At 68.9% G+C, this 17610-nt stretch carries 14 protein-coding genes; 1 reads left to right on the plus strand and 13 read right to left on the minus strand.

The window, feature by feature from the left end:
* Positions 1-23: 23 nt before the first annotated feature.
* The 3 genes from NAM01S_RS15470 to NAM01S_RS15480 form a co-directional block, all read right to left on the minus strand.
* Entirely contained in the window at positions 24-3275 is a 3252-nt protein-coding gene (locus tag NAM01S_RS15470; RefSeq protein WP_067785717.1) for an arabinosyltransferase domain-containing protein, read from the minus strand.
* A gap of 188 nt (positions 3276-3463) precedes the next feature.
* The gene (locus tag NAM01S_RS15475) at positions 3464-3964 is read right to left on the minus strand and encodes a WKL family lipoprotein (RefSeq protein ID WP_067785720.1); all 501 of its coding nucleotides are present in this window, start codon (positions 3962-3964) and stop codon (positions 3464-3466) included.
* A gap of 95 nt (positions 3965-4059) precedes the next feature.
* The gene (locus tag NAM01S_RS15480) at positions 4060-5367 is read right to left on the minus strand and encodes a DNA polymerase IV (RefSeq protein ID WP_157107762.1); all 1308 of its coding nucleotides are present in this window, start codon (positions 5365-5367) and stop codon (positions 4060-4062) included.
* Between the two features lie 291 nt (positions 5368-5658).
* On the opposite strand from NAM01S_RS15480, the gene NAM01S_RS15485 reads away from it, so the two are divergent.
* A complete protein-coding gene (locus tag NAM01S_RS15485) occupies positions 5659-6546 on the plus strand; it encodes a UTP--glucose-1-phosphate uridylyltransferase (protein ID WP_084482998.1) in 888 nt (295 codons plus the stop codon).
* A 21-nt stretch (positions 6547-6567) separates the two neighbouring features.
* Here the strand turns inward: NAM01S_RS15485 and NAM01S_RS15490 are convergent, their stop codons facing one another.
* The 10 genes from NAM01S_RS15490 to NAM01S_RS15535 all read right to left on the minus strand — a co-directional run bounded on the left by NAM01S_RS15490 (position 6568) and on the right by NAM01S_RS15535 (position 17608).
* The gene (locus tag NAM01S_RS15490) at positions 6568-7080 is read right to left on the minus strand and encodes an NlpC/P60 family protein (RefSeq protein ID WP_372511669.1); all 513 of its coding nucleotides are present in this window, start codon (positions 7078-7080) and stop codon (positions 6568-6570) included.
* A 336-nt stretch (positions 7081-7416) separates the two neighbouring features.
* Entirely contained in the window at positions 7417-10545 is a 3129-nt protein-coding gene (gene ileS / locus NAM01S_RS15495; protein ID WP_067785723.1) for an isoleucine--tRNA ligase, read from the minus strand.
* Between the two features lie 286 nt (positions 10546-10831).
* Positions 10832-11032, minus strand: coding sequence for a hypothetical protein (locus tag NAM01S_RS15500; RefSeq protein ID WP_067785725.1), 201 nt, complete (start codon positions 11030-11032; stop codon positions 10832-10834).
* A gap of 166 nt (positions 11033-11198) precedes the next feature.
* Complete coding sequence (gene wag31, locus NAM01S_RS15505; protein ID WP_067785728.1) at positions 11199-12050, minus strand: DivIVA-like cell division protein Wag31; 852 nt, start codon at positions 12048-12050, stop codon at positions 11199-11201.
* Positions 12051-12116: 66 nt separating this feature from the next.
* Positions 12117-12419 carry a YggT family protein gene (locus NAM01S_RS15510; protein ID WP_067785731.1) on the minus strand — a complete coding sequence of 101 codons (303 nt, stop codon included), beginning with the start codon at positions 12417-12419 and terminating at the stop codon, positions 12117-12119.
* Between the two features lie 89 nt (positions 12420-12508).
* Positions 12509-13306 (minus strand): cell division protein SepF, encoded by a 798-nt coding sequence (locus NAM01S_RS15515; protein ID WP_067785734.1) that lies wholly within the window; start codon positions 13304-13306, stop codon positions 12509-12511.
* 259 nt (positions 13307-13565) lie between these two features.
* Positions 13566-14327: a YggS family pyridoxal phosphate-dependent enzyme gene (locus NAM01S_RS15520; protein ID WP_067785737.1), complete on the minus strand. Its 762-nt coding sequence runs from the start codon at positions 14325-14327 to the stop codon at positions 13566-13568.
* Positions 14324-15052: a peptidoglycan editing factor PgeF gene (gene pgeF / locus NAM01S_RS15525; protein WP_067785740.1), complete on the minus strand. Its 729-nt coding sequence runs from the start codon at positions 15050-15052 to the stop codon at positions 14324-14326. Before pgeF ends, NAM01S_RS15520 begins: the two co-directional genes overlap by 4 nt.
* Before the next feature lie 202 nt (positions 15053-15254).
* Positions 15255-16502, minus strand: coding sequence for a cell division protein FtsZ (gene ftsZ, locus NAM01S_RS15530; RefSeq protein ID WP_067785743.1), 1248 nt, complete (start codon positions 16500-16502; stop codon positions 15255-15257).
* 365 nt (positions 16503-16867) lie between these two features.
* A complete protein-coding gene (locus NAM01S_RS15535; protein WP_084482970.1) occupies positions 16868-17608 on the minus strand; it encodes a cell division protein FtsQ/DivIB in 741 nt (246 codons plus the stop codon).
* Between the last annotated feature and the right edge of the window lie 2 nt (positions 17609-17610).

The raw sequence follows: 17610 nt of genomic DNA on the forward strand, positions 1-17610 counted from the left end.
GCATGGATGCGCGCCCGGTGGCGTCAGTAGTTCGTGTTGATAGGCCCAGGGCTCCACAGCCCGGAGCGATCCCGCTGGACGATCGCGGGTTCGGCCGGAACGGCGCTGTCATCGATGCGCGTGAACAGCTGGAGTTCACCCCAGTCGCGGTCCCAGTCCTCGTTCAGATACGTGGCCAATGTCCGTGCGCGCAACAGCATTCCGCTCCAGCCGAGCGGGCCGCCGCTGTCGTGGCTCTGCCACAGGTTGGTGACGGCGGCGCCGGGGCGGTCGGGCAGGATGCGGTAGCCCGGGATCTCCGCGATGCCGTGGCGGTGGTCGTAGGGGCGCTGGTTGGGGAATTGCAGGCCGACCATCCAGTCCACCAGGGCGGTCGTCGTGCCGACCACTTCGTTCAGTGTCTTGGTTCGCGGCACCCGCGGCGGCGTCACCGCCAGCCACTGCTTCGGGTTGCGATCGCGGTCGACGGCGACCAGCCGGATCACGTCGGCCTGCGCCGGAATGTCGGCGAACGGCACCCGCAGGTTGCGCCAGGACGGCGCCGGTCCGATGTCGATCGGGACGACCCGGCCCATCGGCTGCGCGCTGGACGCGGAATCCGTTGCGCCGTACTCGATCTGCAACGACTGGCCGGGCGTCACGACACCGTCGGCGTCCACCGACCAGATCCGGCCCGCGGCGCTCAGCGCGATGATCCCGGCGCGGTCGCCCGGATCGGGCAGCCGGTACCAGCCGGTGGTCAGCTCGGCCGGGCCCGCGTCACCGGAACGGTAGCTGCCGAGCACCGGGACACGGGCCGGGTCCAGACCGAAAGGCAATGCGGCGGTGGCGGTTCCGGCTTCCTCCTCGGAGGACGACTTGGTGGCGAGCGCGTCGGCGATGCTGCCGGTCGAGCTGCTGCCCTCGTCGTCGGGCCGCAGATCCTCGGCCACCCCGCCCGTCGTGAAGCCGGTCGCGTTGCCCGCGAGCGTGGTCTGCGCGTCGCCGGTCAGCGGCGCGAGCATCCCCTCGTTCGGATCGGTCTCCACCAGGACGTGGCCAGCGAGCCCGTACGGCTTGCCCGTCACCGCCTCGATGTTCGAGCGCGCCAGCGAGAACGACTTGCCCTGCGCCACCGCGGCTTTGGCGAAGGAGCCGATGTCCCACACGACGAGCAGCGCCAGCGCGACGGTCAACGGAGGCAGCAGCGACACCCGCCACCCGAGCCGCGAAACCCGCTGCGGGGTACCGGGTTCCGGCGCGTGCACATGCCACCAAGCGGCCACCGCGAGCAGCGCGACCGCGAGCAGCCGGAACAGGTCGTTCAGCATGATCCCGGCCACCGACGGCGGCTTGTCCCACCACGGCATGCCGTACGCGGAGACGTACCACCAGCCGTTGGGCCCGGAGAACACCAGCGCGAGCAGGAACGCGATCAGCGCCGCGAACAGCGCGCGATTGCGCGGCGACCGAAGCACCTTGGGGCCCACCGCCATGGCGGTCAGCACCGCGACGCACCCGGCGACACCGGCGAACACGCCGAAGTGGTGGGTCCACTTGGTCGGCGTGACCATGATCAGCAGCAGGGCGCCCGCGGTGGTCCCGAGGATGCGCCGGGACGGGCCTGCGGCGGTCAGCGGAATGCGCCCGCCCTTGCGCAACAGCACGGCGACGCACACCACGATGCCGATCAGCATCGCGAGAATGCCGATTCGGCGGCCGACCGAACCGTCGACCTCGCCCTGGAAGAGGTACTGGTAGCGCAGATATTCCTGGAACCACGGCACGTCGGGACCGATGTCGTGGTGCACCCGCTGCATCTCGAAGGCGGCGGACAGCGGCTGGTCGGCGAACGCGATCGCGAGCACGACCACACCGGCCGCGCCGAGCGGCGCGAGCAGGGTCGCGTAGCCGAGCACGCGCTGCCGCAGGGTCCCCGAGCCCACCTTGCCCATCACGATCCTGGCGACCGGACGCAGGCCGGACAGCAGCGCGGCGATACAGATGAGGCCGGACGGACCCGCGGTGACGGTGAACGCCGCGATCAGAACGGCGAGCGCGGCGGGCAGCAAGCGCCGCGTGGCGATCGCGCGCTCCATCGAACACCAGGTGAGCAGCAGTCCAAGCGCGACTGGCGGTTCGGGGCGCAGGCCGTTGTCGTAGGGCAGCCACACCGCGAGGAAGCCGAGCGCGCCGGTCCACAGCGCGATCTTGCTGTGCCGCACCCCGACACCGAGTCGCGGCACCACCTCGCGGCTCAGCACCAGCCACAGCAGCACGCCGCAGGCCAGCGCGGGCAGGCGGACCCACGGGCTGGCGGTCGTCACCTCGGCCATGATCCGGATCAGGTCGTAATACGGTGTGCCGATCGGGTTTTCGGGGACGCCGAAGTAGGCGAAGTAGTTGGACATGTAGCCCGCCGCGCCGGACGCGCGCGCCATGCCGAACTGGTAACCGTCGTCGGAGGTGGTTGCGCCGATGAAGTGCCAGAGCACCAGCACGCCGAGCACAACGCCGTCGAGCACCGAGAACGTCCACCAGCGCTGCGGCAGCAGTCGGTGGGTTCGCCTGCCGTCCTCGCGGTCGATCCGGTAGAGGGCGACCAGCGCGACGAGGGTGGCCAGCACGGCGAGCCAGATGACGGCCCGCTTGAGGGGCGTCGGGCTGGAGGTGAAGCGGGTGTCCAAGGCCGCGGTGACGGTCGCGCCGTCCGCTGCGGCCAGATCGCTGTAGATGCCGACCAGCTGCGGGCGGTAGTCACCGGTGAGCGTCACCGGGAAGCCTGGCGCCTCGAATCCGCCCATGCTCGCGGTCGCCGTGGTCGTGTCGGCGTGCACGACGAGTTCGCACCCGGCGGGCAGCTGGTCGACCGGCGTGCTGAGCAGCGCTTGGTTGCGCAGGATCACGTCGAGCCGGGCGGGCGCGTCGGCGGTGGGCGTCGTCACCCGCGCGAGAAAGCCGTAGCGCTCGCGGTCCGGCGCGCCGTTGGGCGCGGTGGCGGCGAGCGTGCCACCGTTGACGGCGAGCTGCTGGATGGCCGTGCACGGCAGGGTGGCGTCGAAGGTCGACGGCGCGTAGGCGATCAAAGGCGCTTCGACGCTGCGCGCCGAGCCCGCTTGCGGCCAGGACAGCGTCGCCTCGTCCACCCGGATCGGGAGCAAGGGAACGGCCACCGCGCACAGCGCGCCGATCAACGCCGCGATCAAAGCGACGGGCCGCGCCCATCCCCCGCTCGTATTCCGTTGTGCCGTCCCGTCTCTGGAATCCTCGACGGACGTCTGCCCCGCCCACACCATCGTGTCAGCCACGAGGCCAGATAGTAACGATCGAATCTGAGAGCGAAACCCGACGCCCGCGCTGCGGTACGGCGCGCGGCCGAATCGGGTGGCCGACCTGCGATTTCTCGCGGACACACGGGTTCGGCGGACGAACTCGTCCGCCGGATACGCGGCCCGGTTCGAAGGCCGGGCCGCGACACCGCGAATCAGGCGCAGGCGGTCGACTGCTGGCCGAGCGCGGTCAGCATCTGGCAGGCCCACGCCTTCTGGACCTTCCACTTGCCTTCCTCGGCGACGAACGGCACGTCGGCGATGTTCTCCTGGCCGTTCAGCACGATCTTGGCCTTGGCGTTGATGGTGTCACCGAACGCGGTCACCTCGGTGACCTCGACGGTGGCGCCGGTCGACTTGTACGCCTCGGACAGGCGGGCGGGCAGCTCCGGGTCGGCCTCGGCGCCCTGCACCATCTCCAGCTTCTCCGAGTTCGGCACCGCCGGGTCGAGCGCCTTCTGCAGCTGCGCGTTCAGCTCCGCCACGGTCGGCACCGCGGGCAGGTTCGCCTGAGCGGTGGTGGCCTTGGCGCTGGTCGTCGTCTTGGTCGTCTTGGCGGTGTCGCTCGAGTCGTCGCCACCGCAGGCGGTCAGGCCCAGGGAGGCAACGATGGCGAGGCCAGCGATCGCGATGCGTCCAGTCGTACGAAGCTTCAACTGCTCGTCCTTTGCGTTCGAGGAGGGGTCCGTGTCGTAACCGCGGCAGCGTCCACCAGGAACCGGCGGCACTGCCCGAGGCATCAGGCTACCGGTCACTCGAGACTGCCGAGCGGGTCCGCCCGGGACAGACTGATGTCGTCGGCGCTGAAGGTACGCGCCGGGCCCGGCCCTGTCGAGCTGGTCTCGAAGCGCACGGTGACCACGCCGTGCCCCGCTCCCTGCACCCAGCCGTGGCCGTGATCCGGGTGCGCCACATCCATTCCCGGATACCAGAGGCGCGCGGCCGGGCTCGGCTCGGCGGCGGGCGCCGCGGGCTCGCTCGACTCCCATTCGGGATCGAGCGCGTCGTCGGCCGGGCTCTGGTCCAGCTCCGGAAAGAGCGATTCCTGCCGCACCGTGGACAGCCCGCCGAAGCCGACGCCGACCAGGCGAATCGGGCCGAGCTCGGCGGGATCGATGGCCGACCGCTGGGCGGCGGTGGTGAGCGTGGCCAGGTCGGTGGTGGCGTAGGGCAGCGTGAACGAGCGCGTCACCACGCTCATATCCGACCTCTTCAGCTTCAGCACCACGGTGCGCGCGGCACGGCCGTCCTTGCCGAGCCTGGCGTGCGCGGCCGCGGCCATGGTCTCGATCGCGGGACGCAGCTGGGCCAGGGTGACGATGTCGGTCTCGTAGGTGTTCTCGGCGCTGATCTGCTTGGCCTCGGCGCGCTCGGCGACCGGCCGGTCATCGATGCCGCGGGCCAGCCGGTGCAGCGCCGCCCCGACGCTGCCGCCGAGCAACGACACGGCTTCGGATTCGGGCAGCGCGGCGAAGGCACCGACCGTCTCGATGCCGAGCGAACGCAGCCTGCCCTCGGCGACCGGGCCGATCCCCCACAGCTTGCGCACCGGAAGACCGGCGAGCAGTGCCTGCTGCTCGTCGGGCGCGACCACCCGGATGCCGTCGGGTTTGGCCAGGCCGGAGGCGATCTTGGCGAGCTGCTTCCCACTGCCCGCGCCGACCGAGGCGACAAGCCCGGTGCGCTCGCGCACCAGCGCGCGCAGCTCCGCGCAGAATTCGTAGACCCGATCCGCGTCGGCGCCGGCCAGTTCCTCCGGTTCGCCGAACGCCTCGTCGAACGAGAGCGTCTCCAGCACCGGGATGCGGCTGCGCAGCGCCTCGAACACCCGCCCGCTGACCACCCCGTAGACCGCGCCGCGCGGCGGCACCACCACGGCGGTGACCCCGACCAGGCGCTTGGCCTGGTGCATCGGCATCGCGGAACGCGCGCCGAAGACCCGCGCCTCGTAACTGGCCCCCGCCACGACACCGCGTCCTCCGGTTCCACCGACGAGCACCGGACGGCCGCGCAGGGTCGGGCGGGTCAGCTGCTCGACCGAGGCGAAGAAGGCGTCCATATCTATATGCAGCACCCAGCGCCTGGAGGTGCGGCCGACCGCCGCCCTTTCCGTCGCCCGATCCGTCCGCACGACCGGAATCTACGCCAACCCACCGACAGGTCCGCCGCCGCGGCGGCTGGGTGTTGCCTGATCGATTGCTGCGGATCTGCGGAGCGTCCCGGCAGCCGCCGATTCTGCGATCCAGCGGCCTTGACCTGGGCGGATACATCGCGCGCCAGGTTTTTCGACACGGCAACGAACGACGGGGATCGCGCCTTGCCCGCCGGTTCGTATGTGATGATCGGACGCATGAAGATCCGTAAGGCAGTCATCCCGGCGGCCGGTATCGGCTCCCGGTTGCTCCCGCTGACCAAGGCCATCCCGAAAGAGATGCTGCCGGTCGGCGACAAGCCGGTCATCGAGCACACCGTCCGCGAGCTGGTCGCCTCCGGCATCACCGATATCACCATCGTGGTCAGCGGCGGAAAGTCGTTGATCCAGGACCACTTCCGCCCCAATCCGGCTCTCGTTGCGCAGTTGCGCGCGGACGGAAAGACCGCTTACGCCGACGCCGTCGAGGAGGTCGGGGAACTGTCCCGCCTCGGCCACATCACCTACCTGGACCAGCACGGCCCCTACGGCAACGGCACCCCCGTGCTCAACGCCGCCCGCAACGCCGGTGACGAGCCGATGCTCGTGCTCTGGCCCGACGACGTGTTCGTTGCCGAGGTGCCGCGCGCCCAGCAGCTCATCGACGCCTACGAGGCCACCGCGGCGCCGGTGCTCGCGCTGATGCCGATGGACCCCGCCGAGTCCAAGCGCTACGGCGTTCCGGTCGTCGCCGACGATCAGGGCAACGGTCTGCTGCGCATCACCGGCCTGATGGAGAAGCCCAAGCCCGAGGACGCGCCGTCCGCCTACGCCGCCATCGGCGGCTACGTGGTGACCCCCGGGATCATCGACGAGCTGCGCAGGCAGACCGCGGCCTGGTACGAGCACCGCACCGGCGAGGTCTACCTGACCGACGCCATCAACGTGCACGCCTCGGAGAATCCGGTGTTCGGTCAGGTGATTCGCGGCCGCTGGTACGACACCGGCAATCCGGGCGACTACCTGGTCGCACAGTTCGCCTCCGCGCTGGCGAATCCGGAGTACGGCCCGCTGCTTCGCGAGCTGGCCACCGACCACCTCGCCTGAACCACAACGGTTTTCGCGCCGTCAGAACCGACGGACGGCGTAGATCGTGAACTGCTTGATCGGCGAGAGGCCGACCGGGACGCCACGGCCGTAGGCGTTGAAGATCTGCCCGAAGCCCGCGTAGATGCCGACGTGCGAGCCGTCGTCGTTCAGCACGACGACATCGCCCGGCGCCATCGCGCGGACCGGGACGGGGACGCCCACGGTCGCCTGCTGCCAGGTCGTCCTCGGCATGTCGACGCCGACCTGCCGAAACGCCCACTGGACGAGCCCGGAGCAGTCCCAGCCGTGCGGGCCGGTGCCGCCCCAGACGTAGGGCTTGCCGGTCTGGGTCGTGGCGATGGCGAGTGCGGCAAGGCCGCGTGGACTCGGCAGCGGCAGCGCCGCCGAGCCGCTCGAACTTCCGGAGCCGGACGAACCGGCGCTGCCGGAGATGCCGCGGGTGTCGGACCAGGCGGGTCCGGCAAGCAACAGGTTGACGATCGTGGTGACGACAAGGCCGACGAGCAGTCGGCGCAACACTTTTCCGATCACGAAACGCACCTCTCCTGTCGGTCCGGCAAACAAGCCGCGACGAGCGGCCTCGCTGACGCGCGGCACCGCCCGTCATCGAGCGAAGCCGCAGACCTCCGCGCCCATCCGGCCGCACACCGCCGAACAGCGCACCTCAGGTAGAACATGCCTCACGAGAATCACTGCGGCACCACTGATCGATCTGCGTACCAACAGCAACAGGCCCGATTCTGCCGGGCTTTCCGGAAACAGGAGAGGTTTCCAGCAAATCATCAGCGTGTGATCTAAATCACTACCGCTGCGCTAGATCGAGTCGGGTCGTCGGGGTGGACGGATACGCCCACCCCGACGATCGGCTCAGGCCTTGGTGACCGCGGCCTTGACGTCACCGACGAGTTCGGCGGCGTCGGTGCCTGCGGGGCCGAAATCGAGGGCGGTGGCGAGGATTTCGCCCGCGATCAGATCGCGGTGGGTCTGGGCCCAGGCCAGGCGCTCGGCGGGGACCTCGAGGACCACGGTGATCCGGTCGGAGACGTCCAAGCCGAGGGACTTGCGGGTCTCCTGGAGGTCGCGGATCAGGTCGCGGGCCCAGCCCTCGGCCTCCAGCTCCTCGGTGACCGCCGAGTTCAGCACCACCAGACCCGCGTTACCGGGCAGCGCCGCGGTGGACTCGGGCTCGGCGGCGACCAGTCGCTGGGTGTATTCCTCGGGGAGCAAGGTGATTCCGGCGGCGCTGACGACACCGTCGGCGTCCTCGGACCACTCGCCCGCCTTGACCGCCTTGATCACCGTCTGCACGTCCTTGCCGAGGCGCGGACCCGCGGCCCGGGCGTTCACCGCCAGCTCGAAGCGACCGTGCACGGCGACGTCGGTGGTCAGGTCGACCTTCTTGACGTTGACCTCGTCGGCGATGATGTCGGCGTACGGGCGCAGCCGCTCGGCGTCGCCCGCCGCGATGGTCACCTCGGCCAGCGGAAGGCGCACCCGCAGGTTCTTGGCCTTGCGCAGGCTCAGCACCGTCGAGCAGACCGTGCGTACCTCGTCCATCGCGGCGACCAGCTCTGGATCCTCCGGCAGCTCGCCCTCCTTCGGCCAGTCGGCCAGGTGCACCGAGCGGTCGCCGGTGAGCCCGCGCCAGATCACCTCGGCGATCAGCGGCAGCAGCGGAGCGGCCAGCCTGGACACCACCTCGAGCACGGTGTGCAGGGTGACGACCGCGTCCCGATCCTCCGACCAGAAGCGCGAACGCGACCGGCGCACATACCAATTCGTGAGCGCGTCGGCGAACGAACGCAGTTCCTCGCACGCGCCAGCGATGTCGTAGACCTCCAGCGCGTCGGTCATCACGTCGCGGGTTTGCGCCAGCTTCGCCAGGATGTAGCGGTCGAGCACGTGCGGCGAATCGGTGCGCCACACGCCGGGCTTCGAGGCGTACAGCTGCAGGAAGGTCCACGCGTTCCACAGTGGACGCAGCGCGTGGCCGACGCCCTCGCGGATGCCGCGCTCGGTGACGATGAGATTGCCGCCGCGCAGGATCGGCGAGCTCATCAGGAACCAGCGCATCGCGTCGGATCCGTCCCGGTGGAACACCTCGTTCACGTCCGGGTAGTTGCCCTTCGACTTGCTCATCTTCAGCCCGTCGTCACCGAGCACGATGCCGTGCGCGGCAACGGTTTTGAAGGCAGGGCTGTCGAACAGCGCGGTCGAGAGGACGTGCAGGGTGTAGAACCAGCCGCGGGTCTGCCCGTTGTACTCGACGATGAAGTCGCCCGGGAAGTGGCCGTCGAACCAGTCCTTGTTCTCGAACGGGTAGTGCACCTGCGCGTAGGGCATCGAGCCGGACTCGAACCAGCAGTCCAGCACCTCCGGCACCCGGCGCATGGTCGACTTGCCGGTCGGGTCGGCGGGGTTGGGCCTGGTCAGCTCGTCGATCATGGGCCGGTGCAGGTCGGTCGGGCGCACGCCGAAGTCGCGCTCGAGCTCGTCCAGCGAGCCGTACACGTCGACCCGGGGGTAGGCCGGATCGTCGGAGACCCACACCGGGATCGGGCTGCCCCAGTAGCGGTTGCGGCTGATGTTCCAGTCGCGCGCGCCCTCCAGCCACTTGCCGAACTGGCCGTCGCGGATGTGCTCGGGCACCCAGGTGATCTGCTTGTTCAGCTCGACCATCCGGTCGCGGAACTTGGTGACCGCGACGAACCAGGACGGCACCGCCATGTAGATCAGCGGCTGCCCGGAGCGCCAGCTGTGCGGGTAGGAGTGCTCGATCGTCTCGTGCCGCAACAGCTTTCCCGCGGCCTTGAGGTCCTTGATGATCACCGGGTTGGCGTCGAAGACCATCAGGCCCTCGTACGGCGGCACCATCGAGGTGAACTTGCCGCCGGGATCCAGCGGCTGCACGATCTCGATGCCGTTGGCCGTGGCGACCTCCATGTCCTCCTCACCGAAGGCGGGAGCCAGGTGCACGATGCCGGTACCGGAATCGGTGGTCACGTAGTCCGCGGCGAGCACCCGGTGCGCGTTGGGATGACCGACGAAGAAGTCGAAGGGCGGCGCGTAGGACAGCCCGACCAGCGCCGCGCCGTCGAACTCGCCGAGCACCTGCGGCTCCTCGCCGAACTCCCGCGCGTAGTGCGAGACGCGCTCGGCGGCCAGCAGGTAGCGCTTGCCGTCGGCGGCGCGCAGGTGCACGTAGCGCACGTTCGGGTGCACGGCGATGGCCAGGTTGGACGGCAGGGTCCACGGCGTGGTGGTCCAGATCAGCGCGTTGGCGCCGTCGAGTTCGCGCAGCGGATGGTCATCGGCGACACGCAACACCATGTCGACGGTGACGGCCGGGTCCTGGCGCATCTTGTAGGCGTCGTCCAGGCGGGTCTCCTGGTTCGACAGCGGTGTCTGCTCGTACCAGCTGTAGGGCAGCACGCGGAAGCCCTGGTAGATCAGCCCCTTGTCGTAGAGCGACTTGAAGGCCCACATGACCGACTCCATGAAGTCCAGATCGAGGGTCTTGTAGTCGTTGTCGAAGTCCACCCAGCGGGCCTGGCGGGTGACATAGTCGCGCCATTCCCCCGTGTAGCGCAGCACCGAGGATTTGCACGCGGCATTGAATTCCGCCAACCCCATGGCGTCGATCTGTGATTTGTCCGTGATACCGAGCTGCTTTTCCGCTTCGATTTCCGCGGGAAGGCCGTGACAGTCCCATCCGAAACGCCGATCGACGCGCTTGCCGCGCATCGTCTGGAAACGTGGGATCAAATCCTTCACATAGCCGGTGAGCAAATGACCATAATGCGGCAGACCGTTGGCAAAGGGCGGGCCGTCGTAGAAGACGAACTCCGCTGCACCCGAACGGTTCTCGATGCTGGCGCGGAAGGTGTCGTCGGCCGCCCATGCCTCGAGCACGCGTTCTTCCAGCTCGGGGAAGCTCGCCCCGGAGCCTGCGCCCAGATCCACGCGGGGGTATGCGCTCTTGCTGTCGTCCGCCATCGCGGATGCGTCTCCTCGTGCCACCGCGCCGCAGGCGCGTATCAGTGGTTGGCACGGGGACGACCCCGGCGCTCGGTGCGCCGAAACCGCGGTACCACCCCGTTTGTCCTGGCCAGCCCCACCGGGGCCACCGGACCACTCGTTGCGAGCTGTGACGGGCTCACCCGTTCGGTTCTACTGAGCGCCTCGGCGCCGTTCTTCCGAAGGCTCCCCGGTGATGGCCGGATCGACGCCGTTCTGTCTCGATTCTAACCAGCCTGGGCAAACGATATTCCCGCGCCCGGCCTCAGCGTTTGGCGTGCCGCCCCGGCGGTGGTGGTGCGTCGTTCTCCGGCCTGCGCATGGACAGCGCGCTCACCAACAGCAACACCGCGCCGATGACGCAGACGACGATGCACCCCCATGCCCACAGCACCGACCCGGTGGTCAGCGCCGTGACGAGCAGGGCAAAGCCGATCGCCGCCATGGCGAGTGTCAGAACGAGCATGATGACCCCCTCGGCGTAACTCCGCCTTCGCTACGGCCATGCACGGGCTGTGACACGCGTCGTCCGGCTGGTCCGTCGGGCATGCCAGGCGACTCGACTTTACCTGTAGTGACTACTCGAACAACTGCTTTCGCGACCGACGGCGCGGGGAACGCCGAGGGCGAGATTACTTGGCGCCCTTGGCGAACGACGCGGGCGCGAGGTTGCTCGCGGTGTTCGTGTCCGCGAAGGCCTCGCCGCCGTCCACCGGGACCGCCGAGCCGCGGTTCTCCAGCTCCTCGAGCTGCGACTCCAGGTACGACTTCAGCCGCACGCGGTACTCGCGCTCGAAGGTCTTGAGCTGCTCGATCCGGCTCTCCAGCACGCTGCGCTGCTGGGTGATGGTCGCCATGATCTCGGTGTGCTTGCGCTCGGCGTCGGCCTGCAGCGCGTCGGCCTTCTCCTTGGCCTGGCGCAGCTGGTTGTCCGAACGGGTCTGCGCGTCCGACAGCATCGCGTCCGACTTCTGGCGGGCGTCGGCGATCATCGCCTCGGAACGGGTCCTGGCGTCGCCGACCAGTCGCTCGGAGTTCGCCCGCGCGTTGGAGAGCAGGTTCTCCGCCTCGGTCTTCGCGTCGCTGGTCAGCCGGTCCGCCATCTCCTGGGCGAGGCTGAGCACCTTGGCCGCCTGCAGGTTCGCATCGGCGCCCGGGGCGTCCTTCGGCGCGGGCGCGGCCGCGGGCATCGGAGCCGGCGGCGGTGCGGGCACCGGGGGTTTGATCGGTTCTGGCGGCGGAGCCTGCTGTACCGGGGCCTTGACGGTTGCCGGGGCCGCCTGCCGATTCTTCTTGGCGTCGGCCAGTTCCGCATCGAGTTCGGCGACCCGCTGACGCAGGTCGGCGTTCTCCTCGATCAGACGCGAGAGCTCCTGCTCCACGAGATCCAAGAAGGCATCGACTTCATCCTCGTTGTAGCCGCGCTTCCCGATCGGCGGTTTGCTGAACGCGACGTTGTGCACATCGGCTGGGGTCAGCGGCATGGAAGGATCCCTTCACGCGTCTTTTGGAGATCGAGCAGATCTAGCAAGGTATCTTGGCCCATTCTGTCACACCGGAGCTACCGGTTGGCCGAGCCTGCTCACGATCGACATCAGGATGAAGACGATGAATAGCAGGACCATAATCGACAGATCCAGGCGAATTCCCCCCAGGGACACCGGTGGTATCAGCCGTCTCAGTAGTTTCACCGGAGGGTCCGTGATCGTGAAGATCACCTCCAGGATGACGACAACGACACCGGTCGGTCGCCAGTCACGGGCGAAGCTACGAACGAACTCGACGATCACCCGGCTGATCAGCAACAGCCAGAAGATGAACAGTACGAAGTACAGCACCGCGAACAAGGCCACGACTTCACTCTGCCCGAAAATCGGCGTTGCGCAAAATGACCACACCGCCCCGCGCGCGACAAGACCGACGAACCCCCCGGATCAGACCGCTATTTCTGGTTGTAGAACCCGGTTTCGGCGATCCTGCGCCGCTCCTCGGCCGATACGTCGACATCGGCAGGTGAGAGCAGGAACACTTTGGTCGCGACCTTGTCGAACGAGCCACGCAGGGCGAACGCCAGTCCGGCCGCGAAGTCGACGAGCCGCTTGGCGTCGGCGTTGCTCAGATCGACCAGGTCCATGATCACCGGGTTTCCCTCGCGGAAACGCTCGCCGATGATGCGGGCCTCGCTGTAATCGCGCGGGCGCAGCGTCGTGATCTTGGACAAGGGGCCTCCGTCCTCGAAGATCCCCGGCCTGCGAGCTGGCGCGGGCTCGGGGCGCACGCGCTCCTCCAGCCGCCGCTCCTCGGCCTCGGGATCGACGGCGAGCGCACCCCTGGTGGCTCCCCGCAACATGCCTGCGCCGCCGCCCGCGCGGAACCGGCCGGACGACGCGGCCGCATCGATACGGGTGGGACGCCGCGGCGACTCGTAGCGATCGTCGCCGTAGGGCTCGTCGGCGTACTCGTCGCGGCGGGCCGCCGGGTAGCCGGCCTGGTAGGGCGACTTGTAGGCGGGCTCGGGGTAGTCGACGTCCTCGTCGAACCGGTCCTGGCCGAAACGGTCTGCGCCGTAACGATCTTCGGCGTACCGGTCGGCGCCGTAGCCGCCGCGGTCGGAGTAGTTGCGTGGGCGCGCGCCACCACGCTCGTTCGCGCGCGGAGCGCGATCGTCGACGTAATCGTCTTCGTAGTCCTCGAGCGGCACCATGCCGAAGTACGCCTTGAACTTGTGCAGCGTACTCATGCCCGCACCTCGCTGTCGCTCGCCCCGGTCATGACGACACCGGTGGCTGCGTCGATTGAACGCTCGCCCATGACTTACCCCTCCCCGTCGCTCGACTCGGTGATGACCACGATGGTGGCTGCGTCGAGTCCATGCTCGCTGCGCTCGCTCATTCTGGTCGACCTTCCTTCGGCCCCGGTGGCGGCCGGGTGTTGAAGTCTTGCTCAGCCCTCGTCTGTCTCAATCTTATGTGTCGAATGTGACTGATGAGGTTTCTTTGCTAGCCCGAGGTTATCGGTCGAGTGCCCATCAGGGCGGTACCGACACGCACAACCGTCGAGCCGTGTTCGATCGCCGATTCCAGATCCCCCGACATACCTGCGGAAAGTTCGGTTGCCGCGGGGTGACCGGCGAGTAACCGCGTGTGCAAAGTCGCAAGCCTGGCGAATGCGCTATGAGGCTCCGCGTCGAGTGGCGGAATCGCCATCAGGCCCCCGAGCTGCAGGCCTTCGGCGGCCGCGATGTGATCCGCGAGGCGACCAAGATCATCTTCGGCGAGGCCGCCGCGTTCCGGGTCCTCGTCCAGGCTCACCTGGAGCAACACCCGCAGCGGCTCGGTGCGCTCGCCCGCCTCCAGCGCGGCGACCGCGCCCCTGTCAAGAGCCGTTGCCAAGCGTTCGCTGTCCACCGAGTGCACGGTATGTGCCCAGCGCGCGACCACTTTCGCCTTGTTGCGCTGCAGCCGACCGATCATGTGCCAGCGGATGTCCGGGCGGTCGCCCAGTTCGGCGACCTTCGCGGTGGCTTCCTGTTCGCGCGATTCGCCGAACTCCCTGCGGCCGAGGCCGTACAGAATCGCCACGTCGGCGGCCGGAAAGAACTTCGTCACCGGCAGCAGCCGCACCGAACCCGGCTCGCGCCCCGCCGCACGGCACGCGGCGTCGATCCGCGCGAGCAGACCGTCGAGCCGGTCCGCCAGCTCCGCGGTGCGCGCGTCGGCCTGTGCCACAACGGTTTCCGTCGCCTCACCGCGCCAGGTCATCGCGGCCCCTCGATCCAGATCACGCCCGCGATGCGTCCGGTCGGCGCGCCGCGACGGTGGCTGAACAGCGTCTTGTCCTCGATGGTGCAGCGCGGGTCCTCGGCGACCGCGGCGATCCCGGCCTCGGTGAGCTGCCTGCGGATGCCGGCGCGCAGGTCGAGCGCGGGCGTGCCGCGCACGGTGGTCGTCGCGCTGCCCGGCAGGTGCTTCTCGACGTCGTCACGCATCGCGGCGGGCACCTCGTACTGCCTGCCCGAGGCAGCCGGTCCGAGGAACGCGCCGACCCGGTCGAGCCTGGCGCCCACCGACACCATCGCGTCCAGCACGCGCGGCACGATGCCGATGCGCGCGCCGATGCGGCCTGCGTGCACGGCGGCGACGACGCCCGCCTCGTCGTCGGAGAGCAGGATGGGAACGCAGTCGGCGCTGAGCGTGACCAGCGCCAGGTTCGGCACGGTCGTGACGAGCGCGTCGGTGGCAGGTACCGGTTCGGGGCGCGGGCCGTCGACGATTTCGACGGCGCGCCCGTGGATCTGCTCCATCCAGACCAGCCGGTCCGGGGTCAGGCCGATGCCCGCGGCGAGGCGCTCGCGGTTGCGGCGCACGGCCTCCGGATCGTCGCCCACGTGGTCGCCGAGGTTGAACGAGTCGTAGGGCGGGGCGGAGAAGCCGCCCGCCCTGGTCGTCGTGACCCGTCGGACGGTGAGTGTGTGGGCAGCAGTCATGCCTCCGAGCCTAGTGGCTTCGGACGGTGCCGCGGCGGCTCGCGAAGCGGGCATCGAACCACGCGCGCGGCGAATCCCCGTGCTCGGTCGACGGATTCGCGTGTGCGGCGCGTCGCGGCGCGGCACGCCGTGCGGCGAACCTCACCTCGCGCGACACTCTCGCGTCGCGCGGCCGTCGTCCCGGCACTCCGAGACGATCGGGTCAGCGGCGCATGAAGGACGGCACGTCGACGTCGTCATCGTCGTCGCCGCCGTCGGGGGGCTGAATGTGCGAGCGGCTGTTGTGCGAGACCGTCGGCTCGGCGAGCCGGGCGCGCTCGCTGTCCCGGTAGCTCGGCACGGCGCCGCGGGTCACGCTGCTCGACGTGCCCGCCGAGGTGGTCTCGGCGCTGCGAGTGGACGCGGCGATCTCGCTCGGCCTGCTGCTCTGACCGATTTCGCCCGCCCGCCCCGAACCGATCGAGCCGCGGGTGGTCGCGGGGTCGAAGGTGCGCCGGGCCGGTCCGCCGCCGTCGAATCCGGCCGCGATCACGGTGACCCGCACTTCGTCGCCGAGCGAATCGTCGATGACGGTACCGAAGATGATGTTGGCCTCGATGTGCGCGGCCTCCTGCACCAGCGAGGCCGCCTCGTTGATCTCGAACAGACCGAGGTCCGACCCGCCCGCGATGGAGAGCAGCACGCCGTGCGCGCCGTCCATCGATGCCTCGAGCAGCGGCGAGTTGATCGCCGCCTCGGCCGCCTTCACCGACCGGCCCTCGCCGCGCGCCGAGCCGATGCCCATGAGCGCGCTGCCCGCACCGGACATGACGCTCTTGACGTCGGCGAAGTCGACGTTGATCAGGCCGGGGGTGGTGATCAGGTCGGTGATGCCCTGAACACCGTTGAGCAGTACCTCGTCGGCGGAGCGGAAGGCGTCCATCAGGCTGACCGCGGCGTCGCCGAGCTGCAGGAGCCGGTCGTTCGGGATGACGATGAGGGTGTCGCAGGACTCGCGCAGCAGGTTGATGCCCACCTCGGCCTGGTTGCCGCGGCGCTTGCCCTCGAACGAGAACGGCCGGGTGACCACACCGATGGTGAGCGCGCCGAGCTTGCGCGCGATGCTCGCGACGACCGGCGCGCCACCGGTGCCGGTGCCGCCGCCCTCGCCCGCGGTGACGAAGACCATGTCGGCGCCCTTGAGCACCTCTTCGATCTCGTCCTTGTGGTCCTCGGCGGCCTTGCGGCCGACCTCCGGGTCGGCGCCCGCGCCGAGACCGCGGGTGAGTTCACGGCCGACGTCGAGCTTGACGTCGGCATCGCTCATCAGCAGCGCCTGCGCGTCGGTGTTGACCGCGATGAACTCGACTCCCTTGAGTCCCTGTTCGATCATCCGGTTGACGGCATTCACGCCGCCGCCGCCGATACCGACGACCTTGATCACCGCAAGGTAGTTGTGCGGGGGCGTCATGGGCTCTCGCCTTCCTTCGATCTAAAGCCTGTCATTTTCGGATTCGGGACATTTCGCTATGGGCCACCCTCGGTTGTTCGCCCGGGACCGTTCACTCCACGATCCGCGGCCCGGGCAAACCCTAAACCTCAACCACAGGGTTAGCGTTATGTCAAGTATCCGACTGGTGCGGAACGCTATTCGCAGCCGCCGCGATACGGGCGCAGGCGCGCCGACACGAGTGACAGAATCTTGTGTGATCCCTCTCGTTCGCCACTCCACACACCGTATGGTTGGACGGTTGCCCCCCGAGCCCCATCCCGGCGACGGCCCTGCGCCTCTCGGCAGAGCGCCCCCGAAAATTCCCTGGGCACAATGGGTATCGATCACTTTACCGTGACCAGATTCGGGCTCGACACGTCGAACACCGTTCCCTCCCGCGTCAACAGCGGCAACACCACGGCCGCCTTGCGTTCGGCATCGTTCGCACCGCCCCAGAGTACCGTGCGCCCGTCGTGCAGATTCAAGGAGATATCCGAAATCGACCGTGCGACAACCTCGCCCACCTGGATATTCAGGGCGGGCGGCAATACCGCGAGCACCGCCACCGCGGCGCGGGTCACCGGATCGGCGCCGCCGGGTTGTTCGGTGATCAACTTCGGTACCCCGATGGGCGCGGCTTCGATGGCGAATTCGACGCTTTCGGCATCCAGAAGATGCGCGCCTTCCGGACTCTCGAAGAACAACACCGGCGCCCGCTCGACAATCGTCACCTTGACGGTCGACGGATACACCCGCTGCACCCGCGCCGAACTCACTTTCGGAATACTCGCCACCCGCCGCGCCATGGCGTCGGTATCGATGCGCAGCATCGAGCGGCCCGAAGGTATTTCGAGTCGCTCGCGCACTTGCGCTTCCTGCACCGCGACGAGTCCTTCGATTTCGACGGTGCGCACCGAGAGCACCGGCGTGAACCAGGAGATCAACAGGACGACGGTAAGAACGCACACGCCCAGCAATCCCCACAGCCGCATGCGGCGCAGCCGGGCCGGACCGCCGGGGCGGCGCAGCAGGTCGAACCGATCGAGCCAGCCAATGGCCGCCCGCCGCTCACCCCCCTGCCGCATCG

The organism is Nocardia amikacinitolerans NBRC 108937, from assembly GCF_001612615.1.
In the GTDB taxonomy this organism is placed as follows: domain Bacteria; phylum Actinomycetota; class Actinomycetes; order Mycobacteriales; family Mycobacteriaceae; genus Nocardia; species Nocardia amikacinitolerans.

Bases quoted from the DNA above. Each gene is read 5' to 3' on its own strand.
- NAM01S_RS15470 (WP_067785717.1), bottom strand. From the start codon at position 3,275: ATGGTGTGGGCGGGGCAGACGTCCGTCGAGGATTCCAGAGACGGGACG.
- NAM01S_RS15480 (WP_157107762.1), bottom strand. From the start codon at position 5,367: ATGGACGCCTTCTTCGCCTCGGTCGAGCAGCTGACCCGCCCGACCCTG.
- NAM01S_RS15485 (WP_084482998.1), top strand. From the start codon at position 5,659: ATGAAGATCCGTAAGGCAGTCATCCCGGCGGCCGGTATCGGCTCCCGG.
- ileS (WP_067785723.1), bottom strand. From the start codon at position 10,545: ATGGCGGACGACAGCAAGAGCGCATACCCCCGCGTGGATCTGGGCGCA.
- NAM01S_RS15500 (WP_067785725.1), bottom strand. From the start codon at position 11,032: ATGCTCGTTCTGACACTCGCCATGGCGGCGATCGGCTTTGCCCTGCTC.
- wag31 (WP_067785728.1), bottom strand. From the start codon at position 12,050: ATGCCGCTGACCCCAGCCGATGTGCACAACGTCGCGTTCAGCAAACCG.
- NAM01S_RS15515 (WP_067785734.1), bottom strand. From the start codon at position 13,306: ATGAGTACGCTGCACAAGTTCAAGGCGTACTTCGGCATGGTGCCGCTC.
- NAM01S_RS15520 (WP_067785737.1), bottom strand. From the start codon at position 14,327: ATGACCTGGCGCGGTGAGGCGACGGAAACCGTTGTGGCACAGGCCGAC.
- pgeF (WP_067785740.1), bottom strand. From the start codon at position 15,052: ATGACTGCTGCCCACACACTCACCGTCCGACGGGTCACGACGACCAGG.
- ftsZ (WP_067785743.1), bottom strand. From the start codon at position 16,502: ATGACGCCCCCGCACAACTACCTTGCGGTGATCAAGGTCGTCGGTATC.
- NAM01S_RS15535 (WP_084482970.1), bottom strand. From the start codon at position 17,608: ATGCGGCAGGGGGGTGAGCGGCGGGCGGCCATTGGCTGGCTCGATCGG.